Origin of the sequence: Bradyrhizobium sp. 195 (genome assembly GCF_023101665.1) — a bacterium.
Classification (GTDB): Bacteria; Pseudomonadota; Alphaproteobacteria; order Rhizobiales; family Xanthobacteraceae; genus Bradyrhizobium.
In genome coordinates this window covers 531,266-555,058 of sequence record NZ_CP082161.1, presented here as the reverse complement: position 1 = coordinate 555,058, position 23,793 = coordinate 531,266, and the positions used below count along the sequence as shown (strand labels likewise).

At 65.3% G+C, this 23,793-nt stretch carries 24 protein-coding genes; 10 read left to right on the top strand and 14 right to left on the bottom strand.

Going from position 1 to position 23,793, the window contains the following annotated elements; all coding sequences use genetic code 11:
* Positions 1–33: 33 nt before the first annotated feature.
* The 6 genes from pdeM to IVB26_RS02485 form a co-directional block, all read right to left on the bottom strand.
* Positions 34–705 (bottom strand): ligase-associated DNA damage response endonuclease PdeM, encoded by a 672-nt coding sequence (gene pdeM / locus IVB26_RS02510; RefSeq protein ID WP_247970472.1) that lies wholly within the window; start codon positions 703–705, stop codon positions 34–36.
* Positions 706–758: 53 nt separating this feature from the next.
* On the bottom strand, positions 759–3,344 hold the full coding sequence (locus IVB26_RS02505; RefSeq protein WP_247970471.1) for a ligase-associated DNA damage response DEXH box helicase: 2,586 nt from the start codon (positions 3,342–3,344) through the stop codon (positions 759–761).
* A gap of 272 nt (positions 3,345–3,616) precedes the next feature.
* Positions 3,617–3,982, bottom strand: a complete 366-nt coding sequence (locus tag IVB26_RS02500) for a nuclear transport factor 2 family protein (RefSeq protein ID WP_247970470.1) — start codon at positions 3,980–3,982, stop codon at positions 3,617–3,619.
* Between the two features lie 111 nt (positions 3,983–4,093).
* Positions 4,094–4,444, bottom strand: a complete 351-nt coding sequence (locus IVB26_RS02495) for a RidA family protein (protein WP_212084196.1) — start codon at positions 4,442–4,444, stop codon at positions 4,094–4,096.
* An 83-nt stretch (positions 4,445–4,527) separates the two neighbouring features.
* Entirely contained in the window at positions 4,528–5,445 is a 918-nt protein-coding gene (locus tag IVB26_RS02490) for a CE1 family esterase (RefSeq protein WP_247970469.1), read from the bottom strand.
* Positions 5,446–5,448: 3 nt separating this feature from the next.
* Positions 5,449–7,107 (bottom strand): FAD-binding dehydrogenase, encoded by a 1,659-nt coding sequence (locus IVB26_RS02485; protein ID WP_247970468.1) that lies wholly within the window; start codon positions 7,105–7,107, stop codon positions 5,449–5,451.
* Between the two features lie 264 nt (positions 7,108–7,371).
* On the opposite strand from IVB26_RS02485, the gene IVB26_RS02480 reads away from it, so the two are divergent.
* From IVB26_RS02480 to IVB26_RS02460, 5 genes are all read left to right on the top strand, one after another.
* On the top strand, positions 7,372–7,893 hold the full coding sequence (locus IVB26_RS02480; protein WP_247970467.1) for a hypothetical protein: 522 nt from the start codon (positions 7,372–7,374) through the stop codon (positions 7,891–7,893).
* Positions 7,894–8,070: 177 nt separating this feature from the next.
* Entirely contained in the window at positions 8,071–8,196 is a 126-nt protein-coding gene (locus IVB26_RS43305) for a hypothetical protein (protein ID WP_458309307.1), read from the top strand.
* A 24-nt stretch (positions 8,197–8,220) separates the two neighbouring features.
* The gene (locus tag IVB26_RS02470) at positions 8,221–8,811 is read left to right on the top strand and encodes an SCO family protein (protein WP_247970465.1); all 591 of its coding nucleotides are present in this window, start codon (positions 8,221–8,223) and stop codon (positions 8,809–8,811) included.
* A 251-nt stretch (positions 8,812–9,062) separates the two neighbouring features.
* On the top strand, positions 9,063–9,998 hold the full coding sequence (locus IVB26_RS02465) for a transporter substrate-binding domain-containing protein (protein ID WP_247973396.1): 936 nt from the start codon (positions 9,063–9,065) through the stop codon (positions 9,996–9,998).
* Between the two features lie 179 nt (positions 9,999–10,177).
* Entirely contained in the window at positions 10,178–11,821 is a 1,644-nt protein-coding gene (locus IVB26_RS02460; protein ID WP_247973395.1) for a lysine--tRNA ligase, read from the top strand.
* Positions 11,822–11,922: 101 nt separating this feature from the next.
* Here IVB26_RS02460 and IVB26_RS02455 read toward each other — a convergent pair whose 3' ends face one another.
* Together IVB26_RS02455 and IVB26_RS02450 are read right to left on the bottom strand one after the other, a co-directional pair.
* The gene (locus tag IVB26_RS02455) at positions 11,923–12,675 is read right to left on the bottom strand and encodes a carbonic anhydrase (protein WP_247970464.1); all 753 of its coding nucleotides are present in this window, start codon (positions 12,673–12,675) and stop codon (positions 11,923–11,925) included.
* A 107-nt stretch (positions 12,676–12,782) separates the two neighbouring features.
* The gene (locus IVB26_RS02450; RefSeq protein ID WP_247970463.1) at positions 12,783–13,394 is read right to left on the bottom strand and encodes a TetR/AcrR family transcriptional regulator; all 612 of its coding nucleotides are present in this window, start codon (positions 13,392–13,394) and stop codon (positions 12,783–12,785) included.
* 93 nt (positions 13,395–13,487) lie between these two features.
* Here IVB26_RS02450 and IVB26_RS02445 point away from each other — a divergent pair, with 93 nt between their 5' ends.
* Together IVB26_RS02445 and IVB26_RS02440 are read left to right on the top strand one after the other, a co-directional pair.
* On the top strand, positions 13,488–13,946 hold the full coding sequence (locus IVB26_RS02445; RefSeq protein WP_247970462.1) for an ester cyclase: 459 nt from the start codon (positions 13,488–13,490) through the stop codon (positions 13,944–13,946).
* 45 nt (positions 13,947–13,991) lie between these two features.
* On the top strand, positions 13,992–14,483 hold the full coding sequence (locus IVB26_RS02440; RefSeq protein ID WP_246921246.1) for a DUF3237 domain-containing protein: 492 nt from the start codon (positions 13,992–13,994) through the stop codon (positions 14,481–14,483).
* Between the two features lie 50 nt (positions 14,484–14,533).
* Here the strand turns inward: IVB26_RS02440 and IVB26_RS02435 are convergent, their stop codons facing one another.
* Positions 14,534–15,187: a S24 family peptidase gene (locus IVB26_RS02435; RefSeq protein WP_247970461.1), complete on the bottom strand. Its 654-nt coding sequence runs from the start codon at positions 15,185–15,187 to the stop codon at positions 14,534–14,536.
* A gap of 295 nt (positions 15,188–15,482) precedes the next feature.
* Between IVB26_RS02435 and IVB26_RS02430 the strand changes: the two genes are divergently transcribed.
* Together IVB26_RS02430 and IVB26_RS02425 are read left to right on the top strand one after the other, a co-directional pair.
* Positions 15,483–15,827: a DUF952 domain-containing protein gene (locus IVB26_RS02430; protein WP_247970460.1), complete on the top strand. Its 345-nt coding sequence runs from the start codon at positions 15,483–15,485 to the stop codon at positions 15,825–15,827.
* Positions 15,824–16,921 carry a quinone-dependent dihydroorotate dehydrogenase gene (locus IVB26_RS02425; protein WP_247970459.1) on the top strand — a complete coding sequence of 366 codons (1,098 nt, stop codon included), beginning with the start codon at positions 15,824–15,826 and terminating at the stop codon, positions 16,919–16,921. The genes IVB26_RS02430 and IVB26_RS02425 overlap by 4 nt, the downstream gene beginning before the upstream one ends.
* 235 nt (positions 16,922–17,156) lie before the next feature.
* On the opposite strand, the gene IVB26_RS02420 is transcribed toward IVB26_RS02425, so the two are convergent.
* From IVB26_RS02420 to IVB26_RS02400, 5 genes are all read right to left on the bottom strand, one after another.
* A complete protein-coding gene (locus tag IVB26_RS02420; protein WP_247970458.1) occupies positions 17,157–18,482 on the bottom strand; it encodes an MATE family efflux transporter in 1,326 nt (441 codons plus the stop codon).
* 1 nt (position 18,483) lies between these two features.
* Positions 18,484–19,218 (bottom strand): MBL fold metallo-hydrolase, encoded by a 735-nt coding sequence (locus IVB26_RS02415; RefSeq protein ID WP_247970457.1) that lies wholly within the window; start codon positions 19,216–19,218, stop codon positions 18,484–18,486.
* 22 nt (positions 19,219–19,240) lie between these two features.
* Positions 19,241–19,546 carry a DUF6460 domain-containing protein gene (locus tag IVB26_RS02410; RefSeq protein ID WP_247970456.1) on the bottom strand — a complete coding sequence of 102 codons (306 nt, stop codon included), beginning with the start codon at positions 19,544–19,546 and terminating at the stop codon, positions 19,241–19,243.
* Between the two features lie 203 nt (positions 19,547–19,749).
* On the bottom strand, positions 19,750–21,627 hold the full coding sequence (locus IVB26_RS02405; protein ID WP_247970455.1) for an ATP-dependent DNA ligase: 1,878 nt from the start codon (positions 21,625–21,627) through the stop codon (positions 19,750–19,752).
* Positions 21,624–22,661, bottom strand: a complete 1,038-nt coding sequence (locus IVB26_RS02400; protein ID WP_247973394.1) for a ligase-associated DNA damage response exonuclease — start codon at positions 22,659–22,661, stop codon at positions 21,624–21,626. The genes IVB26_RS02405 and IVB26_RS02400 overlap by 4 nt, the downstream gene beginning before the upstream one ends.
* A 132-nt stretch (positions 22,662–22,793) precedes the next feature.
* On the opposite strand from IVB26_RS02400, the gene IVB26_RS02395 reads away from it, so the two are divergent.
* Complete coding sequence (locus IVB26_RS02395) at positions 22,794–23,720, top strand: class I SAM-dependent DNA methyltransferase (RefSeq protein ID WP_247970454.1); 927 nt, start codon at positions 22,794–22,796, stop codon at positions 23,718–23,720.
* Positions 23,721–23,793 lie beyond the last annotated feature (73 nt).

Below are 23,793 nucleotides of genomic sequence, written 5' to 3'. Positions count from 1 at the left end.
CCGAACGTAGTGCTGTCCCAATTTCGGCCGGACTCAATAGCAGCGCGAGGCCGCAATGGCGTGGACGCGGCGGTCGCCCAGCAGATGGGCGACAAAACCATTGGTCGGAAAGATCTTTGCGAATGCCACGTCGCGGATGCTGAGGCCGCCAGCATAGGCGCCGAACGCCGGCATCACCGCGCGCATCCCGTCGGAGACGAAGCAGCGGCGCTCCATCGAGCGGCCGCGTGCGGAGACGCGCGCCTTTGGATGAAGATGCCCGGCGATCTCGCCGCGCGCACCCGTGGGCTCATGACGGAAGGTGATCGGGCCGATCGCGACTTCTTCGGCGATGGTGCCGCCGAGATCGCGCGGCAGCATGGGATCGTGATTGCCGGAGATCCAGATCCAGTCGCGGCCGGTCTGAAGCGCGGCGACGGCGTCGCGGTCGTCCGGCGACAGCCGCTCATGCGCCCTGCGATCGTGAAAGCTGTCGCCGAGCGCGATGACGATGCGTGGATCATGGCGGGAGATGGCAGCAGCGAGACGGCCGAGCGTCGCGATGGTGTCGTAAGGCGGCAGCAGCACGCCGCGCGTGGCGAAGCTGGACCCTTTTTCCAGATGCAGGTCGGAGACGACCAGCAGGCGCTGCTCTTCCCAGAACAGCGCGCCGGAGAGATCGGCGGCAAAGGTCACATCGCTGATGGTGACTCTGGACACGCGCATGTCGTCGACATCTCCCGAAACCTGCGCGCCAATCGTCACGTCCGAACCTGCTCTTATCCCATCGCCTCTTTGACGAGCTCATCGGCGGCTTCCGCCAAAAGCTCGTCTGCAGCTTCGCCATAAACCGACTCGCGCCCGATTTCCAGCATCACGGGCACCGCGAGCGGGGAGACGCGGTCGAGTTCCCTATGCGTGATGCGGCCGTGGATGCGGGCGAGCATGTCGCCAAGGCGGCGCAGGTCGAGCAGGCCGGTGGCGGCGTCGGCGCGGGCGGCGCGTAAGAGGACGTGATCGGCCTGATGCTTGCGCAGCACGTCATAGACGAGATCGGTCGAGAACAGCACCTGGCGACGGCTCTTCTCCTCGCCGGTGTGCCGGCGCGTGATCAGGCCGGAGATGATGGCGCAGTTGCGGAACGTGCGCTTCATCAGCGCGGATTCGGCGAGCCACGCCTCGAGATCGTCGCCGAGCATATCGGGGTCGAACAGGGCGTTGAGGTCGATCCGGCCATCGCGGATCATGAAGGAGAGATCGCCGAGCCCCCAGATCGCCACAGCATATTCATTGGCGACGAAGCCGAGCGGCCGCGCGCGGGCGCGCTCGAGGCGCCGCGTCAGCAGCATGCCGAGGGTCTGATGCGCGAGGCGTCCCTCGAAGGGGTAGCAGACCAGGTAATGCTTGTTGGCGCGCGGAAAGCTCTCGACCAGGAGCTCGCGCACCGCCGGCACCTGCGAGACGTCCTTTTGCAGCGACAGCCAGTCGCGCACCTGCTCCGGCAAGCCGCCCCAGGCGCGGCCGTCATCGAGCAGCCGGCGCACGCGTTCGGCGAGATAGGTCGAGAGCGGAAACTTGCCGCCCATATAGGACGGCACTTTCGGGTCCTTGTCATGCGCGCGCGAGACATAGACCTGGTCCTCGACCAGGGTCTCGTAGCGCACCACCTCGCCTGAGAACACGAAGGTATCGCCGGGGCTCAAGCCCTCGATGAAGGCTTCCTCGATCTCGCCGAGCAACCTGCCGCCGCGCGCGATCACCCCGGTCGAGCCACCTGCTTTTCCTTGACCGCCGCGCGAGCGCACCAGCCGCACCTTCAGCATGTCGTCCTCGACGATGGTGCCGACATTCATCCGGTAGCTCTGCCGCACCTTGGGATTGGCGACGCGCCAGCGTCCTTCCTTGTCCTGCTTGATGCGGGCGAAGCGCTCGTAGGTCTTCAGTGCGTAGCCACCGGACGCGACGAAATCGACGACGTCGTCGAAATCCTGCCGCGACAGGTCGGCGTAAGGCGCAGCGGTGCGGATCTCGGCATAAAGTTCATCGGAGAGAAACGGCTCGCCGCAGGCACAGCCCAGCACATGCTGGGCCAGCACGTCGAGGCCACCGGTACGCAACGGCGGCGTATCCTGCGCGTTCTCGGCGATCGCGTCGATCGCGACGCGGCACTCCAGCACTTCAAAACGGTTGGCCGGCACCAGCACCGCGCGCGAGGCTTCGTCGAGGCGGTGGTTGGCGCGGCCGATGCGCTGCATCAGGCGCGACGATCCCTTGGGTGCGCCGATATTGACGACGAGATCGACATCGCCCCAGTCGACGCCGAGGTCGAGCGAGGAGGTGCAGACCACGCCGCGCAGTCTGCCCGCCGACATCGCGTCCTCGACCTTGCGGCGCTGGGCGACGTCGAGCGAGCCGTGATGCAGCGCGATCGCAAGGCCGTCGTCGTTCATGCTCCAGAGATTCTGGAACAGCATCTCGGCCTGGCTGCGGGTATTGACGAAGACAAGCGTGGTCTTGTTCGCCTTGATCAGCTCGTAGATTTCAGGGAGCGCATGGCGCGCGCTGTGGCCGGCCCAGGGCAGGCGTTCGCGCGTATCGAGCATCTCGACCTCAGGCGGCGCCGCACCGCTGGCGATAACGATGTCGGCGGCAGCTTGCTTGCCGCCAGGCTGAGGCACCAGGAAGCGCGCGAGCTGATCCGGCTCGGCCACAGTTGCCGACAGGCCGATCGCACGCATCGGCGGCGCCAGCCGCCACAGCCTTGCCAGGCCGAGCGAGAGCAGATCGCCGCGCTTGGACGTCACCAGCGCATGCAGCTCGTCGAGCACGACGCGCTTCAGGGAGGAGAACAGGAACGGCGCGTCGTCGGAGGAGAGCAGCAGCGCGAGCTGCTCGGGCGTCGTCAGCAACACGTCCGGCGGATAGCGCCGCTGCCGCTGGCGCCGGGATACCGGCGTGTCGCCGGTGCGGGTCTCGACCTTGATCGGCAGGCCCATCTCGGCGATCGGCCACTCCAGATTACGCGCGATGTCGACGGCGAGCGCTTTGAGCGGCGAGATGTAGAGCGTGTGCAGGCCGCCGGTCCGTTGCACGCTGCGGCCGGTGGAGACGAGGCTTTTCTTCCCACTCGCCTCCCGTTCGATGGGTTGCATCGACAGTTCCACCAGCGTCGGCAGAAATCCCGCCAGCGTCTTGCCGGCGCCGGTCGGCGCGATCAGCAGGGCGCTGGCGTCCTCGCGCGCCTTCTCCAGCAGCGCCAATTGATGCGCACGCGGCGACCAGCCGCGGCCAGCGAACCATTGCTGGAAGCGGTCGGGCAGCAGCGAAGGCGTCTCGGCCTGAATTCTAGGGATACGGCGCGTCACACCATGACAGGTAAGCCGTAGGGATGGCTTCGTCGAGGGGCGTAACCCTCCCCGTCTGGACCGAGGGAGGTCGCCGCATCCAGCATTTTGCGCGACCTGAGCGCGCGCCTCGTCCTTCGAGACGACCGCTTCGCGGTCTCCTCAGGATGAGGCTAAGCGGCGTCGGTGCCCGTTGAAACTAGCGCAACGCACTCCATCCTCATCCTGAGGGCCCGCCAGCGGCGGGCGTCTCGAAGGATGGCCGCAGGCGAGCTCGTTTCCACGCAGCGATCTCACGCCCCGGCTGGCACCTGATCGAGAAATCCGGTCACGCTTCTGATACGGCCGTCCTTCAGCACGGCAAAATCAGTGCCCTTGATCGGGCTGTCGGTGCCGTCGGGACCCAGCCCCCACGAAAAGCGGACGTGGTCGCCGTAGCCATTGGGCTCGCCGATCAGACTGAACTGGAAGTCGGGAAAGCGCTGCTGCACGCCTGCGATCAGCGCCTCGATGCCGTCGCGGCCCTCGCCCTTCATCAGGGGATCGACATAGCTCGCATCCGTCGTCCAGTTTTCACTGAGCAGCTCACGGCGTCGGCCGGCGGTGCGCTCGTTCCAGAGCTCGATGTAGCGGCGGGCGATGGTGATGGGGTCGGTCATGGTGCTCTCCTTCGATGGCGCCGTATTCGGCTGACCGTCACTATCGAAGGTTCACGCGCGCTGATCGATTACCTCGGAGGTCATCAGCGCGCGCAAATGTTTTCGCGAAAACTACTTCGCCGCAATGACCATGATCTCGACGGTGTATTGCGGCGCCGCCAGCTTGGCTTCGACGGTGGCACGCGCCGGGGTGTTGCCGGGCGAGACCCAGGCGTCCCACACCGCGTTCATCTCGCCGAAGGTCTTCATGTCGGTGATGTAGATCGTGGCCGAGAGCAGCTTCGACTTGTCGGTGCCGGCCTTGGCGAGATGGCCGTCGATGGTCGCCAGGATGTCCTGGGTCTGCTTCGTCACGCTTTCGCCGGCGGCTTTGTTCGCGACGACACCCGCGAGATAGACGGTGTTGCCGTGCACGACGACCTGGCTCATGCGCGGGCCGGTTTCAAAACGCTCAATGCTCATTGGGGATCTCCTCACTGGAATGGCGGCCCTGTCTAGCCCAGCACCCCGCGCTCTGCCACCCCCGGGTTGCATGCGCTGCCCGCTCAATGAGACTGGCTGAAGAACGACCAGATCGTCTCGGCGCCGTCGATGTCGCCATTCTGCGGGCCCAGCATCTTGGTCGCGACCCTCGGAAAACGGGCATCCGGAGAAAATCCGGGCATGCGGTGCCCCCCATGGTTGACACGATAGAGCACGACGTCGTGCCCGCTCGGACAGCGCGAGGAAATCCGCGTCACCGTGGATTGATCCGCAACGTTCCTGTCGGGCAGATCAGTCACGCTGGCGTCGTCGGTCTCGCAGCCATTGAGCTTGCGCCAGAATGCCAGTGTCTCCTCGGTCGACCAGAATCCGTCTGCGGCATAATAGCTCGATCCGCGTCCGCCCTCGTAAGGCACCAGCGGATCGGCCGTGCCATTCATGAGCAGCATCGGCAGCGGCCGTGACGGATGGCAGGTGACCGCGGCCTCGTCGGTAAGATTCATGATCACGCTCGCGCCCGCGGCAAACAGATCGGCACGGGCGCAAACCAGTGTCATTGCCATGGCGCCGCCATTGGAGATGCCGGCGACATAGACGCGCTTTGCATCGGCCGTGCCGTCGGCCACCAGCTTTTCGACGAGCTTTGCGATGAAGGCGATATCATCGGTACCTATTGGTGGTCCACGCAGCGCCGGTCCCGCCTTCGTCCGCGCATCAGCCCAGGCGTGGTTGAGGCCGTCGGGAAACACCACGGCAAAACCTTCTCGTTTCGCGACCTGCGGCCACGCCGTCCGCGCGATCATGTCGGCGCCGCGCTGGGTCTTGCCATGCAGCACGATCACCAGCGCTGCAGGCTTCTTAGCCGGCAGTTGCGCGGTGTAGGAGCGCTTCACCCCGCCAACGTCGATCGTCTCGGCGGATGCAGCCGAAGCGGCGACCAATGCCGCGACCAGCGCCCCGAAGCGCATCCACCGCCGCATGATCTAGCCCACCGCCTTGGCCGCGGCACGGCCCGCATTGCGGCCCGAGAACAGGCAGCCGCCGAGGAACGTGCCTTCCAGCGAGCGATAGCCGTGCACCCCGCCGCCGCCGAAGCCGGCGGCTTCGCCGACCGCATAGAGGCCCGGAATGACGTGTCCCTCGCTGCCGAACACACGCGAGTCGAGATCGGTCTCGAAGCCGCCCAGCGTCTTGCGGGTGAGGATGTTGAGCTTGACCGCGATCAGCGGCCCGTGCGCGGGGTCCAGGATCCGGTGTGGGGAGGCGGTGCGGATCAGTCTGTCGCCGATATAGCGGCGCGCATTGTGAATGTTCATCACCTGCGCATCCTTGACGTAGGGATTGGCGATCTCGCGGTCGCGCGCCTCGATCTGCATCCTGATGTGCTCGAGCTTGAGGAGGTCGCTGCCGGCAAGCTTGTTCATCTCCGCAACAAGGTCCTCGATCTTGTCGCGTACGATGAAGTCGACACCGTGGCTTTTGAACGCTTCCACCGGCGCCGGCGCGCCCTTGTTGGTGGCGCGGCGCAAGGTCATGAGCCAGCTCTTGCCGGTCAGGTCGGGATTCTGCTCCGAGCCCGACAGCGCAAACTCCTTCTTGATGATGCTCTGAGTCAGGATGAACCAGGAATAATCGTACCCCGTCGACATGATGTATTGGAGCTGGCCGAGCGTGTCGGAGCCGGGGAACAGCGGCGCCGGCAGCCGCGTGCCTGTTGCGTCGAACCACATCGAGGAGGGCCCGGGCAGGATGCGAATGCCGTGGCGCGGCCAGATCGGTGACCAGTTCTGGATGCCCTCGACATAATGCCACATGCGGTCGCGGTTGATCAGCCGCGCGCCCGATTTCTCGGTGATGCCGATCATCCGGCCGTCGACATGTTCGGGCACGCCGGAGATCATGAATTTCGGGGGATCACCGAGCCGCTTCGGCCAGTTCTGCCGGACCAGCTCGTGATTGCCGCCGATGCCGCCGGACGCCACGATCACGGCCTGTGCCTTCAGCGCGAACTCGCCAACGACGTTGCGCGACGAGCTCTTGCCGCGCTCGACATCGTCGGGCGCGAGCACGGCGCCGCTGACGCCATCTACCGTGCCGTTGGTGATCGAGAGCGCGTCGACGCGGTGGCGAAACCTGAAGCTCAGCCGGCCGCTCCTCATCGCCTCGCGCGCGCGGCGCTCGAATGGCTCGACGATGCCGGGGCCGGTGCCCCAAGTGACGTGAAAGCGCGGCACGGAATTGCCGTGGCCCATCGCGTCGTAACCGCCACGCTCGGCCCAGCCGACCACGGGAAAGATGCGATGGCCCATGGCCCGCAGCCATGTGCGCTTCTCGCCGGCCGCGAACGCCACATAGGCCTCGGCCCATTGCCGCGGCCAGAAATCCTCGTCGCGGTCGAAGCCCGCCGCACCGATCCAGTCCTGCATGGCCAGGTCGAAGGAATCCTTGATGCCGAGCCGGCGCTGCTCCGGCGAATCGACCAGGAACAACCCGCCGAACGACCAGAACGCCTGACCGCCGAGCGACTGCTCGCCTTCCTGGTCGACCACGATCACGCGCTTGCCTGAGTCGGCAATCTCGGTGGCGGCCACAAGGCCCGACAGCCCCGCGCCGACGACGACGACGTCTGTATTCTCAGCCATGCATTCCCCCTCCATGAGTTCCCCCCGGTAATTGCCCGGATTGAAGCCAACGGTTGTAACTGAGATCAAGTGTGTGGCGCGCAAGACATCGTTAACTTGTTCCACTTTGGGATAGAGACGTGCCGAGTGCAGCGCGGACGCAACACTGGATTTGAATTTGTTTTGAGCGAGCCGGCCTGCCTAGACAAAACCTCGGTTACGACGGACGCTAGCCGTGCATCACCACCTGACACGCAGATTCGAATTCGACCGGGGCGGGGGCCAATGAAGTTTCTGACGGGGTTGCTTGCGGCGGTTCTGTTAATCGCTGGCATGGGGGCTTCTCACGCGGTGGTTCGAATCGCGGATGACCGCGGCGGCCGGATTGGAACCTACGTCGACAAGTATCAGGACCTGCGTCAATCAGGCGAAACCGTCATCATCGACGGCCTCTGCGCCTCCGCCTGTACCATCGTCCTCGGCGCCATCCCGCATGACCGCATCTGCGTGACCTCGAGCGCGACGCTTGGTTTCCACGCGGCCTGGGATTTCGGGTCCAACGGCCGTGCCGTCACCAATGCTGAAGCGACGCAGATGCTTTATGCGATGTATCCCTCCCAGGTGAGGCGCTGGATCAACCAGCGCGGCGGTCTCACCCCGCACATGCTGTTCCTGAAGGGCAGGCAGCTCCAGGCCATGTACAAGCCCTGCTACCTGGATGCCCAGGCCTCGGCGATCAAGCCGTCGCGCCGGCCTCTCCCGCAAGCGGACCAGATCGAATCCGCCCGGGGCCAGCTCCTGCACTGACGTTCTCGGCCTGACAGGGGCGTTCTGGCCCGCCGGCGGCGCCTTGCCCGCAGGCGGGCCGAAGCCTATCTGAGGGTTGGGAACCCGGGCTTTTGCCCCATCATTGCCATGGCTCAACCAGTGCATCCGGCACATCGCCTACAGGACAATTCGCCCACTGCCGGCCGGACGCCATCCGTGCTGCTGTTGGCGGGCGTGGCGATCGGTGGATTGCTGGTGCTCGGCGCGCTGGCGCTGTGGTTCCACTACGGCACGCAGATGTTCTTCGAAATGATCAGGATCGGTTTCGCCGCCTGCTTCTGATCCGCGACAGGAAGTTTTCCGCTCATGAGTTCCGCCGCCCGTCCGCTGGTGATCGCGACCGCCTTCGCCGCAAGCCTTGTTGTCGGCCTCCTGATCATGTTCTGGGCCATGGGCGGGGTCAGCAAGGTGGCGCAGCCGGCCGCGATCGGCGGCCCGTTCCAGCTCACCGACCAGAACGGCAAGGCCGTCACCGACAAGAACCTGAAGGGCAAGCCGACCCTGATCTTCTTCGGCTATACCCATTGCCCCGACGTCTGTCCGACCTCGCTGTTCGAGATCTCGGAGGTGCTGCGCGCGATGGGCAAGGACGCCGACAAGGTCAATGCCGTCTTCATCTCGGTCGATCCCGAACGGGATACGCCGGCGACCATGAAGGAGTATCTGTCGAGCTTCGATCCGCATCTCGAAGGGCTCAGCGGCGATCCCGCCGAGACCGCCAAGGTCATCACTTCCTATCGGGTCTACGCCAAGAAGGTCCCGACCAAGGACGGCGACTACACCATGGACCACACCGCGCTGATCTATCTGATGGACCGCGATGGGAGGTTCGTGTCGCCATTCAACCTGAAACGCACGCCCGAAGAGGCGGCGGCGGATTTGAAGAAGTATCTCTAGGCATTTGGCAGAATGATCGGGCGGCGATCCCGATGAACCTCTCCCGCATGCGGAGAGGTCAGCGCAAAGCGCCGAGTGAGGGCTCTTTCCTCTGGGGGACTGTCCCTTTGTCGAGACACCCTCTCCCCCTCCCTCCCCCGCAAGCGGGGGAGGGAGGGCACCTTCGCCTTGGCCACATTCCGCGCTCGCGTTCCCGGCGGGATGGTCTATAACGCCCTCCGATCCCAATGAAATTCGTTCATTTCCGGCCGATGGCTCCATCGCACCAGGCGAAATCGTCTAAATCTGCCCGCGGCTTGCTGACCGGGCTAGCCGTCGGCGCCTGCCTGGTCATGGGCCTGGGCGCCGCAAACGCTCAGGCTCCCGCCAAACGGCCCCCGGCGGCACCTCAGGCCACGCCGCAGGTCGCGCCCCAGGCTGCCCCGCAGGCCGTACCCGGCTTCTGGGATCCGCGGCGGCGACCGGAACGGCCGGACCTGTCGCGTCTGACCGTCATCCGCTTCCTGACCGAGACCGACTATCCGCCGTTCAACTACACCGGTGCCGACGGCAATCCGGCCGGCTTCAATGTCGACCTCGCACGTAGCCTGTGCGAGGAGATCAAGCTCACCTGCACCGTGCAGATGCGGCGCTTCGAGACGCTGGTCGATGCGCTCTCCTCCAATCGCGGCGATGCCATCATCGCCTCGATGGCGGTGAGCCCGCAGCTGCGCGCCCGGGTCGACTTCACCGATCCCTACTACCGGGTGCCGGCGCGCTTCGCCTCCCGCAAGGACGCGGTGATGCCGGAGATCCGGCCCGAATACCTCGAGGGCAAGAAGGTCGGCGCCATCGCCGGCTCCGCGCACGAGGCCTATCTCAAGGCCATGTTCACCGACGCCGAGCTGCATCCCTATCCCAACGACGACGCGATGCGCGCCGCTTTGCGCAAGGGCGAGGTCGATTTCATCTTCGGCGACGCCATCTCGCTTGCGTTCTGGATCAACGGCACCGATTCCGGCGATTGCTGCGCCTTCTCCGGCGGCCCCTTCGTCGAGAGCCGCTTCTTCGGCGAAGGCATCGGCATCGCCGTGCGCAAGGGCAACGACGTGCTGCGCCAGGCCCTGAACTGGGCGCTGTTCCGCGTCTGGGAAAAAGGCCGCTACACCGATCTGTGGCTGCGGTATTTTTCGGTGAGCCCGTTCTAACCCCGGTGCGGCGAGCGAACTACCGTAGGGTGGGCAAAGGCGCGCAAGCGCCGTGCCCACGTCTTTGAGGTGGTGGGCACGCTTCGCTTTGCCCACCCTACGATTCCGCGATAGCTGCGCCGCAGCTTTTGCATTCTGCCCGGAAATCGCTATTTTCCGCGGCCCGGAGGCCCTTCTTGATGTCCGTTATCGATCCCAGCATGAGCCCGAGCGATCTGCGTGCGCTCGCCGAACAATCCAACGCCTGGCCGTTCGAGCAGGCGAAGACCATTGTCGCGCGGCTGAAGAAAAGCCCGAAGGACGAGGTGCTGTTCGAGACCGGCTACGGGCCGTCAGGCCTGCCGCATATCGGCACGTTCGGCGAGGTCGCGCGCACCTCGATGGTGCGGCACGCGTTCCGCGTGCTGACCGAGGACAAGATCAAGACACGTCTGCTCGCCTTCTCCGACGACATGGACGGGTTTCGGAAGGTGCCCGACAACGTGCCCAACAAGGAGATGCTGGCCGAGCATCTCGGCAAGCCGCTGACGCGGGTGCCGGATCCGTTCTCGAACGAGTATCCTTCGTTCGGCGCGCACAACAATGCGCGGCTGCGCGCCTTCCTCGATCATTTCGGCTTCGACTACGAATTCGCGAGCTCGACCGACTATTACACATCAGGCCGCTTCGACGCGACCTTGCTGAAGATGCTGGCCGCCTACGACAAGGTGATGGCGATCATCCTGCCGACGCTCGGTCCCGATCGCCGCGCCACCTATTCGCCGTTCCTCCCGATCAGCAAGACCACCGGAATCGTGCTGCAGGTGCCGACGATCCGCCGCGACGTCGCCGCGGGCACGGTGACCTATGTCGACCCTGATACGAACCAGGAAGTCGAAACGCCCGTCACCGGAGGCAATGTGAAGTGCCAATGGAAGGCCGACTGGGCGATGCGCTGGGTCGCGCTCGGCGTCGACTACGAGATGGCCGGCAAGGACCTGATTGATTCCGTGAAGCTGTCCGGCGCCATCGCGAAGGCGCTCGGCGCCACGCCGCCCGAAGGCTTCAACTACGAGCTCTTCCTCGACGAGAAGGGCCAGAAGATCTCGAAGTCGAAGGGCAACGGCCTCACCATCGACGAGTGGCTGCGCTATGCCTCGCCGGAATCGCTGTCGCTGTTCATGTATCGCGAGCCGAAGGCGGCCAAGCGGCTGTATTTCGACGTCATCCCGCGCAACGTCGACGACTATCAGCAGTTCATCGACGGCTTTGCCAAGCAGGATGGCAAGCAGCAGCTCGGCAATCCGGTCTGGCACATCCACACCGGCAAGCCGCCAAAGTTCGACATGCCCGTCACCTTCCAGCTTCTGCTGACGCTGGTGTCGTCGTCGAACGCGGAGAATGCCGAGACGCTGTGGGGCTTCATCGGCCGCTATCGCCCGGGCGTGAGCCCGCAGACGCATCCGAAGCTGGATGCGATGGTCGGCTATGCCATCAATTATTACCGCGACTTCGTCGCGCCGACGAAGCAGTTCCGCGTGCCCACGGAGACCGAGCGAGCCGCCTTGCAGGATCTGCGCGATGCGCTGTCGCAGCTTGCGCCGGACGCATCGGCCGAGGACATCCAGAACGTCGTCTACGAGATCGGTCGCCGCGAGCCGTTCCTCGACCAGGTGAAGAAGGGCAAGGACGGCCGGCCCGGCGTCACGCTGGACTGGTTCAACATGCTCTACCAGGTCCTGCTCGGCCAGGAGAAAGGGCCGCGCTTCGGCTCCTTCGTCGCGGTGTACGGCGTGCAGAACGCGGTGAACATGATCGACGGCGCGCTGGCGCGATCAGCGTAACAGTGTGTAGCCCGGATGGAGCGAAGCGAAATCCGGGTCTTCACGAACGGCATCAGCGGGCCCGGATTGCGCTTCGCTTCATCCGGGCTACGAACTCCCGCTCAGATCGACCTTAGCACGTAACGCCGGTTATCCTTCTGCACCGGGCGCGCGTTCATCGGGTAGAGCTTTGCGAAGGCGGCGATATCCGTGGCCGAGACCTGAATCGGGTCGGTCAGCAGCAGCCATTCGACCACCTCCGAGCAGGGCGGCGTCGTCAGCGAGCCGGGATAGCGGAAATAGCTGAGCCGCTGCGGCAGCATGGCGTGGGGATCGATGGCCGCATCCGCCTTCACCGCGGGCCCTTCCGCCGCCGGCATGGTCTTGACGATCTTGCCGAAGGCCGCGTTAGGCCTGCCCTCGGCCATCAGCACGCCGACCACGGCGAGGCCGCCGGCCTCGTTGCGATGAACGAAATGCGCCTCCATCGGGAAATTCTTGCCGCCGATCATGTGCTCGCTCGGCCGGTGGAAGTGCACCTGAAGCAGCTTGTACTTGACGTTGCCGAGAATGAGCGTGCTGCCCTCGGCGAAGTTGAGCTGGATCGTATGCCCGTTGTTAACGATGGTGTCGGCGCTCTTGCCCCAGTCCAGCTTCAGCGCAGGCAATTGCGACTTGACGGTCGCCTCAATGTCGATCGGCGATTGCTGCAGGCCGACCGCGCAGGCCTTGTTGGCCGCGTCGAGATCGCCCCATTTGGCCGGAGCGCCGGCGCCCTCATAGCTCCAATGCGCACCCTCGGCGGCGAAGACCGGCTTGCAGAGCGGACAAAGCGCAAGACCCGCCAGGGCCTTCAACGCGTGACGGCGATTCATCGTATTCCCCTAAGATAAAGCTGGAGCGGTAATATCGGCCGCAACCTATGCGAGAGGGCCGGTGAGTCGCAATGGCGATCGGGGGCGATCGCGAGGTCGAAGCGGGTTCACGCCTTCTGGCGGAACGTCTCCAGCACGGCCGCGACGATCTTCTGTCCGTTTCTGCGCAGCTTCCTGGAATCCTCCGCGTGCGGGAGCAGCAGCCCGATCTTGCAGATCATGGCGTCGATCATCCGGCTCAGCAGATCGACATCGTCCGCGTTCAATTCGCCATCGCGCTTCAGGGCCCGCAGCGTCGCGATCAGCAGCGCGGTCGGATAGGTCTCCTCGATCTCGCGATAGCGCGGTTCGCCGAGCACGGCCTGCGCTTCCTGGATCACGATGCGCGCATAGTCCGGCTCTTCGCAGGCGTCGAGATAAGCGTCAATGCCGGCGCTGAGACGATCCCAGATCTTGCGCTCGCCCCGTGCCGCGGCCTCGATTTTGGCTGCGGCCTCGCGCTGCATGGCGACCACCACGGCGTCGAACAGCGCCTTCTTGTCCTCGAAGTGATGGTAGAACGCGCCGCGCGTGACCCGCGCCGCCCGCGAGATCGCCTCCATGCCGGCGGCCTGATATCCGTGGGCCGCAAACGCTTCGCGGCCAGCATCGAGCAGCGCCTGCCTCGTGGCCTCGCTGTACTCTTCCCGACGACTCTTCGGAGGATCCTTCGCCCGCATCACGCGCAACCTAATGCTTGACGCGCAGGTATCAAACCGCATATAACATACACAATGTATGTATTAAACACGTAGAATTTCAGGAGGCGAGCGATGGACGGCAAACGCATGTTCGAGCTGGCGGAACGGCTGGCGATCGCGAAGAGCCGGCAGGATGTCGCTGCAGCCCTGGAGGTTCTGCATCCGGATATGGTGCTGGAGACGCCGGCCTTCGGCAGCCAGGTGCAGGGCCTCGCGGAAAACGAGAGCATCCTGACGCGCTTCTTCAAGTCCTTCCCGGACTATCACGTGACGCTCGATGGCCACGCCTGCTCCGACGGCACGCTGGTCTGCTGGGGCACCGTGCGGATGACGATGACGGGCGATCGCTTCGGCGTCGTGCCGAACGGCCGTCGTGCCGAGCTGCCGGTGTTCATCACCTTTGCCTTTCGTGACGACAGAATCGCGCGTGAACGCTTCGTCTTCGATCTCTCCGAGCTCTGCGCCCAATCCGGCGTCTCGACCGATGCGGTCAGGCGCAAGCTGTTTGGCGACCCTGCGCAGGCCGCATAGATCGCCGACACCCTTCCGTCCACGACTACCGGGGAGCATCAGACCATGGCCGATCCACGCGTGAAGTCCGCCGGTGACCTTGCGACCCGGCATCTCTTCGACATCGTCGTCGATCTCGATCCGCGCCTCAATTTCGGCGCGGGGCCTGTCGGGCAGCGCGTGCTGTTCGGCGCAGCCAAGGGCTCGTTCGAAGGCCCGCGGCTGCGCGGCGAGGTGCTGCGGGGCGGCGGCGACTGGGCATTGTTTCGCGCCGACGGCGCCATGACACTCGATGTCCGCCTGTCGCTGCGCACTCATGACGGCGAGCTGATCTACATGACCTATGGCGGCCGCTGGGTGACGCCGCCGGGTTTGCGCGCCGAGATGGCGGATCCGGCGCGACGCACCAAGGTCGACCCCGCCGGATATTACTTCCGCACCAATCCGCTGTTCGAAACCGGCTCGCAAACCTATGCCTGGCTCAACGACATCGTCTGCGTCGGCAAGGGCTATCTCGTCGAAGGCGCCGTCGCCTATAAGATTTTCGAAGTGCTGTGAAGCCGCCTGTCGGTTCAACGGGAGGCCCGTGACCGGAACTATCTCCGCAATCACTGGCTCGCCCAGACGATCCGCGCGATCCAGACGACCTCGCTCGCCGAGATCGTCCGTGCCATTTGCGATGCATCGAGCGGCTGCAAGTCCAACGCCTTCGCGGTGCGGCGCTTCAGCGTCGCGATCGTCACCTCGTCCGTCCTCGTCTTCACCACGACGCGATCGCCCTTGCGGATCGGCGTGCCGGGCGAGACCAGGATGATGTCGCCGTCGCGATAGGCAGGCAGCAGCGCATCGCCGGAAATCTCCAGCGCAAAGGCGTGGCCGTCCTCGGCGGTGGGAAGCGCGATTTCGGTCCAGCCCTTGCCGGCGGGAAGGCCGGACTCGTCGAAAGCGCCGCTCGCGCCGGCCAGCGCGAAGCCGAGCAGCGGTACCGAGCGGCCGTCGCGGGCCTCATCGTCGATCAACCTCGCAAAACTGTCGATCGAGGCGCCGGCCGCCGTCAGCGCCTTTGCGATCGATTCGGTCGAGGGCCAGCGCTCGCGGCCGTCAGAGGTGACGCGCTTCGACCTGTTGAAAGTGGTGGGATCGAGCCCGGCGCGCTTGGCAAGGCCGGACGGCGACAGACCGGCGCGCTCCGCCAGCCGATCCAGCGCGACCCAGATCTGGTCGTGAGTCAGCATCCTCTGCGCTTTGGCCTGTTTGACCATGGAAGGTCCAGCCCGTCGCAACCCAGGAAAACTGTCCTCAAATCAACCGGTTTTCCGGTTTTCGCGCAAGAGGCGGCGGGAGAGGCGCTTTCAACCAAGACGGACACCGGTTCGTGTCCAGAAAACGCGTCAAAAACAGAAATTTGGAGCCTCGTTCCGATTTCATCGGAACGGAATAGGCTCTAAGCCTTGAGTTCGGAAGGGGCGGCCTTTACGGTCGCCCCCGGGGTTTTGAGAACCCGCAATAGACGAAAAAACCCAAAAGACTCAAAGAGCAAACAGGGCTGCGGTAGCGGTGGTCAAGATCTACAAAATCTGTCCGGCCTCGGCTTGGCGCGAGGCGGAACGACAGGGTGTCTACCGGGGCAGCGCGGACGATGCGCGCGACGGATTCATCCATTTCTCGACCGCTACCCAAGTGCCCGAAACCCTCCGCAAGCACTATTTCGGGCAACGCGCGCTGTTCCTGGTCGAGGTCGACGGTGACGCGCTCGGAGCTGCGCTGCGCTGGGAGCGCTCGCGCAATGACGAGCTGTTTCCGCATCTCTATGGCGAGCTCGATCTCGGCGCGGTGATCGCGGTGACGAACCTCAACATGCGCTCCGACGGCAGCCATGACACTCCGGAGCTCTTGCCGTGATTCGTGCTTTCGACGCCTTTTCGCTGCCGGTGCTGCGCTGGCTCGATCCGGAAGACGCGCATCGCCTCGCGATCCAGGGCCTGCGCTTCCTGCCACCGATCAAGCCACGCACTGATGATCCCAAGCTCGCGATGCGCGCCTTCGGGCTCAACTTTCCCAATCCGATCGGCATGGCCGCAGGCTTCGACAAGAGCGCGGAGGTGCCGGACGCGTTGCTGCGGCTCGGCTTCGGCTTCGTCGAGATCGGCTCGGTGACGCCGAAGCCGCAAGTTGGCAATCCGCGGCCGCGGCTGTTCCGGCTCGAGCGCGACGAGGCGATCATCAACCGCATGGGTTTCAACAATGACGGCGCGGATGTCGCGTTGCGCCGGCTCGCCGCGCGCGCGCAGCACGGCGGCATCGTCGGCGTCAATGTCGGCGCCAACAAGGATTCGCCGGACCGGGTCGCCGACTACGTCAAGCTGATCGAGACCTTTGCGCCGGTCGCGAGCTATTTCACCGTCAATGTCTCCTCGCCGAACACGCCCGGCCTGCGCAATCTGCAGGAAGGTGCCCTGCTCGACGATCTCCTCGCGCGCGTGATCGATGCCCGCGAGCGGGTGCGCCAGAAGGCCGGCGACACGCCGGTGCTGCTCAAGATCGCGCCTGATTTGAGCCTTGCCCAGCTCGACGACGTCGTGCAGGTCGCGCGCTCGCGCCGGGTCGACGGCATGATCGTGTCGAACACGACGATCGCGCGGCCGAGCACGCTGCGCGAGGAGATGCGCGCCAAGGAGCAAGGCGGCCTGTCCGGCCGGCCGCTCTTCCGCCTGTCGACGCGGATGGTCGCGGAGACCTATGTGCGTGTCGAGGGTGCATTCCCGCTGATCGGTGTCGGCGGCGTGGATTCCGGGGGCGCCGCGCTGACCAAGATCCGCGCCGGCGCCAGCCTGATCCAGCTCTATTCGTCGCTGGTCTACAAGGGCCTCGGCCTCGTCGATGAGATCAAGCGCGACCTCACTTCGACGCTGCTCCGCACCGGGCGGGATTCCTTGTCCGAGATCGTCGGCGCGGATGCCGCGACGCTGACGGCGGAAGACTGGCCGGGAATGTAAGACAGTCTCGTGCCCCGGATGCAGTGCAGCGCGCCGTCTTCGGCGTGGTGCGCTGCTGATCCGGGGCCCATGTGGCAGCGCTCTGGGTCCCGGCTCTGCGTCGCATCACTGCGTGCTGCGCCGCGTCCGGGACACGATCGTCATTGGAGACAGCGTAGCCCGGATGGAGCGCAGCGCAATCCGGGAATCCGTCCGCGGGCTCGAAGGCCCCGGATTACGCTGCGCTCCATCCGGGCTACGGCTTCGAAAACGTCATCCTGAACTGCACCGGATAGCGCGCGGCCTGCAAGCCGCCGCGCGAGAGGTAGGAGGCCATCAGCGCGCACCACAGTCCGGCGTTGCCGAACGATTGCAGCGCCCACCAGGTGCCGAGGAAGATCGCGAGCGAGGCCAGCATCAGATTGCGCATCTCGCGCGCCCAGGTCGCGCCGATATAGATGCCGTCGAAGCCAAAGGCGAACACGCCGGGGATCGGCGCGAGCACGACGAACGGCAGGAATTCGCGCGCGGCACGGCGGACGTCTTCACTCGCCGTCATGACATCGATCAGGGCCGGCCCGCACAGCGCGAATAGCACGGCGACGACGATTGCAAAGCCGAGCCCCCACAGCAGCACCAGCCGGGTCGAATCGGAAAATCCCCTTGGATCGCGCGCGCCGAGGGTGCGGCCGCAGAGTTGCTGCGCCGCGTTGGCGAGACCGTCGAGGAAGAAGGCGCTGACCAGCAGGAAGTTGTTGAGCACGGAATTGGCGGCCAGCGTGACGTCGCCGGCCTGCGCGCCCTTGGCGGTGAAGAACAGGAACACGGCGATCAGCGCCGCGGTGCGGATCATGATGTCGGAATTCACCGCCAACATCCGCAACAGCTTCTCGCGGTCGAGCAGCGTCATGGACGGCACTGCGAAGCCGCCCTCGGCGTAATGGCGGCAGACGATCACCCCGAGCGCGAACCCGACCGCTTCCGACAACAGCGCCGAGATCGCGGCACCGGCGATGCCGGTATCGTAGACCAGCACCAGCAGGACAGTCGCCGCCATGTTGACGAGGTTGATGACGACCTGAAGCAGCAAGGCTGAATTGGCGCGGGCCTTTCCGATCAACCAGCCGAGGATGACGTAATTGGCGAGCGCGAACGGCGACGACCAGATCCGGATCTTGAAGTAGGTCTGTGCTGCCCGCGTCACCCCCTCGCTGCCGCCCATGAGGTCGAACAGCACAGTGGCCAGCGGCAGTTGCAGCACGATCAGCGCAATACCGATCAGGCCGGCGACGATCAGGCCGCGCGCCAGGATCGCGGTCGGCTCGCGCACCTCGCCCGCGCCCAGCGACTGCGCGGTGAAGGCGAGCGTGCTCATGCGCAGGAAGCCGAACAACCAGAACAGGCAGTCGAAGATCACCGACGCGATCGCGACGCCGCCGAGCAGCGCTGCATCGTCGAGCCGGCCGATCGCCGTGGTCGAGACAATGCCGATCAGTGGCGTGGTAAGGTTCGCGACCATCGCGGGACCTGCGATGGCGAACACCTGGCGGGAGCCGATCTTGAGGGGAACGGGGGCGTGCATCTCAGAATACGAGGACCATGCCGTCTTCGGCGGCGAGATGCGCAATATCGTCCAGGCGTGAGAGCATGTCGTCGTTCATATGGGTGAGGACGAGGCGTTTTGCGCCGACGTCAGGCAAATGCTTTTCCAAGGTCTTCAGGCTGAGATGGTTCTTGACCACCTTCTCGTACATATAGGCTTCGGCGATGAAAAGGTCGGCGCCGTGCGCCAGCGGAATGAGCGTGTCCGTCCATTCGGTATCGGCGCTGTAGGCGAGCGTGCGGCCCTCGGCCTCGACGCGGTAGGCGAGGAAGGGACCACCGGATTCGCCGTGCACCACCGGATAGGGCGTCACCATCACCGCGCCGAAGGTTTTGCTTTGCTCGGGCGCGAGCTCCACGACCTCGAGCTCGAATCGCTGTTTGGTCTTCGAGGAGTGCTCGAACAGCGCCTCCATCACCTGGTTAAGCCGCGTCTCGATGCCCGCAGGGCCCGCGATCGTGAGCGGCCGCGTCCGCCGCGAAAATTGCGCGTCGAGCAGGACAAACGGCAACCCGGCAAAATGGTCGCCGTGGAAATGCGTGATCAGGATCAGATCGATCTCGTTGCGATCGATCACGAGCCGCTTCAGCGCCGGCAGGGCCGACGCGCCGCAATCGATCAGGAAGTTGGCTTTGCGCCCCGAGACGTGGAAGCAGGTGTTGAGCCTGCCGCCGGAGCCAAAGGCGTCGCCGCAGCCGACAAAGCGCAATTGCATCGGCTGCGCAACTCCTTGATGGTCACCGGCCGCGCGGCGCGCCGAACACGCGCGAGAGCAGCCAGATCGGAATCACGATGACCGCGCCGAGCAGGAAGTAGCGCCACAGCCAGTTCACGGTGTCGAAGCCGAGATCCCACAGACGCTGGAACAGCAGGCGGATGCTATAGAGGATGTTCCAGGGATCGAAGCCGATCGTCGCCAGCACGACGCCGACCAGGATCGAGAGCAGGACCAGGCGAAACGCGACCGCGAGCGGCGAGCCGCCGAGAAAGCGGTTCAGCCCGTCGTTGCGGCCGGCCGGCAAATCTCTGACGTCTTGGACCATCTCAAACTCCTCAGGGGATTCGACCCCATTATAGGGCACGGCGAGGGACATGGGGAACCCGGATCGGTGCGTCAATCGGGTTACGGGAGTTTAATTCGGGCGGAAGACTGGGCTTTGATTTGGGCAAGCTGCCGGCCGCGGGCTCCTCACCTCTCCCGCAAGCGGGAGAGGGAGCGCATGGCCACCGAGGCGAGATCGATGCCTCAAACCTCCACCTCGGCCGGCTCCGCCTTCAGCATCCTCTCCAGCGTCTCCAGCCGATCGGCCTCCTTGGGCGGCTTGTCCCAGCGCAGGCGGCTGATGCGGGGAAAGCGCATGGCGACGCCGGATTTGTGCCGCGGCGAGCGCTGCAGGCCCTCGAATGCCACCTCCAGCACCAGCCCCTGCTCCGGCTCGTGCACGACATGGCGAACGGGGCCGAATTTCTCCGTGGTGTTGCGGCGGACGAAGCGATCGATCTGGAGCAGCTCCTCGTCCGTGAAGCCGAAATAGGCCTTGCCGACCGGCACCAGTTCGTCGCCGCCATCGCCGGCGGTCCAGACGCCAAAGGTGTAGTCGGAATAATACGACGAGCGCTTGCCGTGGCCACGCTGCGCATACATCAGCACGGCATCGATGATGTGCGGATCGCGCTTCCACTTCCACCACTGGCCCTTGGGTCGGCCCGGCAGATAAGGTGCATCGCGCCGCTTCAGCATCACGCCCTCGACGGCGTCCGCATCCTCGCCGGCGCCGGCGCTTGCCGGATCGGCGCGCGCCGCAGTCAGCGCCCCCCAGCTCGTGAAGGACACGGTGGGCGACAGATCGATGCGGGTATCATCGAGCTTTGCGATGAAGGTCTCCAGCCGCTCGCGCCGCTCCGCGAACGGCAGCTCGCGCAGATCGTTCTCGTCATCGCCGAGCAGATCATAGGCGCGCAGATGAATCGGAAACTCCTTGATCAGCTTCGGCGAGACGACCTTGCGGTTGAGCCGCTGTTGCAGGACGTTGAAGCTCTGCACGCGGCCTTCGCGCAGGATCAGCAGCTCGCCGTCGATCGCGCCGGGCAGACGCAGTGACGGCACGAGGTCCGGGAAGCTTCCCGTGATGTCCTCGCCGGTGCGCGAATAGAGCCGCGCCGTGACGTGGCCGTGCTCGTCCCGCCCCGCCACCGCCTGCACCCGGATGCCGTCCCATTTCCATTCGGCGATGTAGTCGGCGGGATCGAGGCTTTTGAAATCCGTCTCCTCGATCGCATGCGCCAGCATCACAGGCCGGAACGGCGCTGGATCGCGATTGACCGGCTTCTCGGCGCGGCCTTCCAGCCAGGCGAACAGGTCGAGATAAGGCGGCGCAAGGCCCGGCCAGATCAGCTCGACCTCATGCGGGTCCTTGTCGCCGAGCGCGGCGGCCGCGGTCTTGGCGAGGCGTGCGGAGATGCCGATGCGAAGCGCGCCGGTGACGAGCTTCAAGAGCGCCCAGCGGCCGGTCTCGTCCAGCTCGTCGAGCCAGCGCTCGAGCTGCTTCGGCAGCTCGGTCTTGCCGAGCGTGCGGAGCGTGGTGACGACTTCGCTGAGCGATGGGGGCGGCGGGTTGTTGTGGTTGCTTGGGTGGGGCGCATCGCTGACGTCTCGCCCGCGGTACCCCCCTCCCTGCCCCTCCCCCACAAGGGGGGAGGGAACGGTGAGAGCAGTGCGTCCATCACTCGCTGAATCGCTCTCACTCGTCGAACTCGCCTGCCGCCGCGCGCGCAACTGCGCTCCCTCCCCCCTTGTGGGGGAGGGCTGGGGAGAGGGGTAGCCCGGAAAAGACTCGCCGTTGTCTGCGGCTCGCCGCGGCCACATCAGCGCCACCGTCTCCGAGAGATCGCCGACATAGTCGTAGGACAGTCCAAACAGCACCTCATCCGTGCGCGACGCAATGAGATCGCGGATCAGCGCCGGCTTGGCATGCTTGAAGCTGAGCGCGCCGGTGAGCGCGGCCAGCGCGTAGCCGCGGTCAGGATCGCCGACCTCACGAAAATAGCCGGTGATCAGCCGCAGCTTGTTGTTACGGCCGGGTTCATAAGCGAGGCGGTCCAGAAGTTCGGCGAAGCGGTTCATGCTTCGGCCTCGTCAGCGATCGGCGTCTCGCTCTCCTCCTCGTCGCCATAGCCGACGAGATCGAGCGGCTGCGCTTTCAGGCCTTTGCTCCGGCACCAATGCACCAGCGCATCTTCCTGGCCGTGTGTGACCCAGATTTCGCCGGCGCCGGTCGCGCCGATCGTGGCGGTGAGGCCGTCCCAATCGGCGTGGTCGGAGATCACCAGCGGCAACTCGACGCCGCGCTGCCGCGCCCGGGCGCGCACGCGCATCCATCCCGAGGCGAACGCGGTGACGGGATCGGGAAAGCGCCGCGTCCAGAGATCCGATGTCGCCGAGGGCGGTGCCAGCGTGATGGTGCCGGCGAGCGCGGCCTTTTTCACCCCCTTGACCGGCCTGAGCTCACCGAGCGCGATGCCGCGCCTCTGATAGTACTCGGTGATCTTCTCCATCGCGCCATGCAGATAGATCGGCGCGTCGTAGCCGGCCTGCCGGAGCAGCGCGATCACGCGCTGCGCCTTGCCAAGCGAATAGGCGCCGACGAGATGCGCACGCTCGGGAAACAACGCGACGGAAGCCAGCAGCTTCTTCACCTCGTCACTAGCACTGCCATGCCGGAACACCGGCAGCCCGAACGTTGCCTCCGTGATGAAGACGTCGCAGGGCACCAATTCGAATGGCGTGCAGGTCGGGTCCGGCGCGTCCTTGTAGTCGCCGGAGGCAACGATGCAGGTGTCCTTGCAGGTCACGGCGACCTGCGCCGAGCCCAGCACGTGGCCCGCCGGATGAAACTTCACGCGGACATCGCCGAGCCGGACCTCCTCGCCATAGCGGATGGCTTGCGTCGATCCGGCAAAGTTCTCGCCGTAGCGCAGCCGCATCATGTCCAGCGTTTCCTGCGTCGCCAGCACCGCGCCGTGCCCGGCGCGGGCATGGTCGGAATGGCCGTGGGTGATCACGGCCCGCTCCACCGGCCGGACAGGGTCGATATGGAAACCGCCGGGCTTGCAGCACAGACCGCTCGCGACTGGCAGCAGGATGTCTTGGGGACGCATCGTGGTCATATAGGCACCGGTGCCCCACTATTCACCCTTCATGCGCGGGCTTGACCCGCGCATCCATCCACTTAAACAGTGCCTTTTTTGATGGATTGCCGGGTCAAGCTCGGCAATGACAAGTGGTTCCCAATGCCCCTGCGCCTATTCCAGTCCTCCGGCGATCTCATGGCCGACCGCCGCTTCGAGTTCGCGCGCGACCTCCAGCTCAAGGGCGATCTGCCCGCAGCCGCGGACCTCCTGGAGCAGGCGCTCGAGCTCGCGCCTGACTTCACATCAGCCTGGTTCACGCTTGGCGAAATCCGTCAGCAGCTCGGCGAGCGGGCCAAGGCGATCGCGGCGTTTCGAGAGGCGCGCCGATCCGACCCTGGCGATCAGCACGGCGCCGGCCTGCATCTGATGCGGCTCGGCGATGCAGAGATGGCGGAGATGCCCAAGGCCTATGTGGAGGCGCTGTTCGACCAATACGCGCCACGCTTCGAGCATACGCTGATCAACGATCTCGGCTATCGCGCGCCCAGCCTGATCTTCAAGGCGGTGGTGGCCGCACGGGTCGCCGCCAGGAAGCCGGCCTACTTCAAGCGCACCATCGATCTCGGCTGCGGCACCGGCCTTGCGGCCGCCGCCTTCGCCAAGCAGGTCGACCATTGCATCGGCATCGATCTGTCGCCCGGCATGATCAAGCAGGCGCGCGCCAGCAACCTCTATGCCGAGCTCGAAGTCGCCGACATGATCGAAGGCCTGCGGGGCAAGGCTGATACCAGCGCGAACCTCGTCGTCGCCGCAGATGCGTTCGTCTATCTTTCCGATCTGGCGCCGGTCCTCAACGAGGCCAGGCGCGTGCTCGTATCAGGCGGCGTGCTCGCCTTCACGGTGGAGACGTTCGACGGCAGCGGCGTCGTTCTCGGCGAAGGCCTGCGTTATGCCCACTCGGCGGAATATGTGCGCGGCACCCTCGCAAAGGCGGGACTGAAGCTGTTGACGCTGGAGCCGGCCTCGCCGCGCATCGAGAACAACGAGCCGGTGCGCGGCCTCGTCGTCGTCGCCGAGAAAACTTGAGTCTAGGCGCTAGTTACCCTGCAATTTAAGCGTCATTGCGTCGCAATGCTGCGACTTCCCACTTGCGACGTAC

Bases quoted from the DNA above. Each gene is read 5' to 3' on its own strand.
- IVB26_RS02455 (WP_247970464.1), bottom strand. From the start codon at position 12,675: ATGAATCGCCGTCACGCGTTGAAGGCCCTGGCGGGTCTTGCGCTTTGT.
- IVB26_RS02405 (WP_247970455.1), bottom strand. From the start codon at position 21,627: ATGAACCGCTTCGCCGAACTTCTGGACCGCCTCGCTTATGAACCCGGC.
- IVB26_RS02415 (WP_247970457.1), bottom strand. From the start codon at position 19,218: ATGCAATTGCGCTTTGTCGGCTGCGGCGACGCCTTTGGCTCCGGCGGC.
- pdeM (WP_247970472.1), bottom strand. From the start codon at position 705: ATGCGCGTGTCCAGAGTCACCATCAGCGATGTGACCTTTGCCGCCGAT.
- IVB26_RS02420 (WP_247970458.1), bottom strand. From the start codon at position 18,482: ATGCACGCCCCCGTTCCCCTCAAGATCGGCTCCCGCCAGGTGTTCGCC.
- IVB26_RS02435 (WP_247970461.1), bottom strand. From the start codon at position 15,187: ATGGTCAAACAGGCCAAAGCGCAGAGGATGCTGACTCACGACCAGATC.
- IVB26_RS02460 (WP_247973395.1), top strand. From the start codon at position 10,178: ATGTCCGTTATCGATCCCAGCATGAGCCCGAGCGATCTGCGTGCGCTC.
- IVB26_RS02410 (WP_247970456.1), bottom strand. From the start codon at position 19,546: ATGGTCCAAGACGTCAGAGATTTGCCGGCCGGCCGCAACGACGGGCTG.
- IVB26_RS02450 (WP_247970463.1), bottom strand. From the start codon at position 13,394: ATGCGGGCGAAGGATCCTCCGAAGAGTCGTCGGGAAGAGTACAGCGAG.
- IVB26_RS02445 (WP_247970462.1), top strand. From the start codon at position 13,488: ATGGACGGCAAACGCATGTTCGAGCTGGCGGAACGGCTGGCGATCGCG.
- IVB26_RS02470 (WP_247970465.1), top strand. From the start codon at position 8,221: ATGAGTTCCGCCGCCCGTCCGCTGGTGATCGCGACCGCCTTCGCCGCA.
- IVB26_RS02480 (WP_247970467.1), top strand. From the start codon at position 7,372: ATGAAGTTTCTGACGGGGTTGCTTGCGGCGGTTCTGTTAATCGCTGGC.
- IVB26_RS02485 (WP_247970468.1), bottom strand. From the start codon at position 7,107: ATGGCTGAGAATACAGACGTCGTCGTCGTCGGCGCGGGGCTGTCGGGC.
- IVB26_RS02400 (WP_247973394.1), bottom strand. From the start codon at position 22,661: ATGCGTCCCCAAGACATCCTGCTGCCAGTCGCGAGCGGTCTGTGCTGC.
- IVB26_RS02440 (WP_246921246.1), top strand. From the start codon at position 13,992: ATGGCCGATCCACGCGTGAAGTCCGCCGGTGACCTTGCGACCCGGCAT.
- IVB26_RS02490 (WP_247970469.1), bottom strand. From the start codon at position 5,445: ATGCGGCGGTGGATGCGCTTCGGGGCGCTGGTCGCGGCATTGGTCGCC.
- IVB26_RS02495 (WP_212084196.1), bottom strand. From the start codon at position 4,444: ATGAGCATTGAGCGTTTTGAAACCGGCCCGCGCATGAGCCAGGTCGTC.
- IVB26_RS02395 (WP_247970454.1), top strand. From the start codon at position 22,794: ATGCCCCTGCGCCTATTCCAGTCCTCCGGCGATCTCATGGCCGACCGC.
- IVB26_RS02500 (WP_247970470.1), bottom strand. From the start codon at position 3,982: ATGACCGACCCCATCACCATCGCCCGCCGCTACATCGAGCTCTGGAAC.
- IVB26_RS02465 (WP_247973396.1), top strand. From the start codon at position 9,063: ATGGCTCCATCGCACCAGGCGAAATCGTCTAAATCTGCCCGCGGCTTG.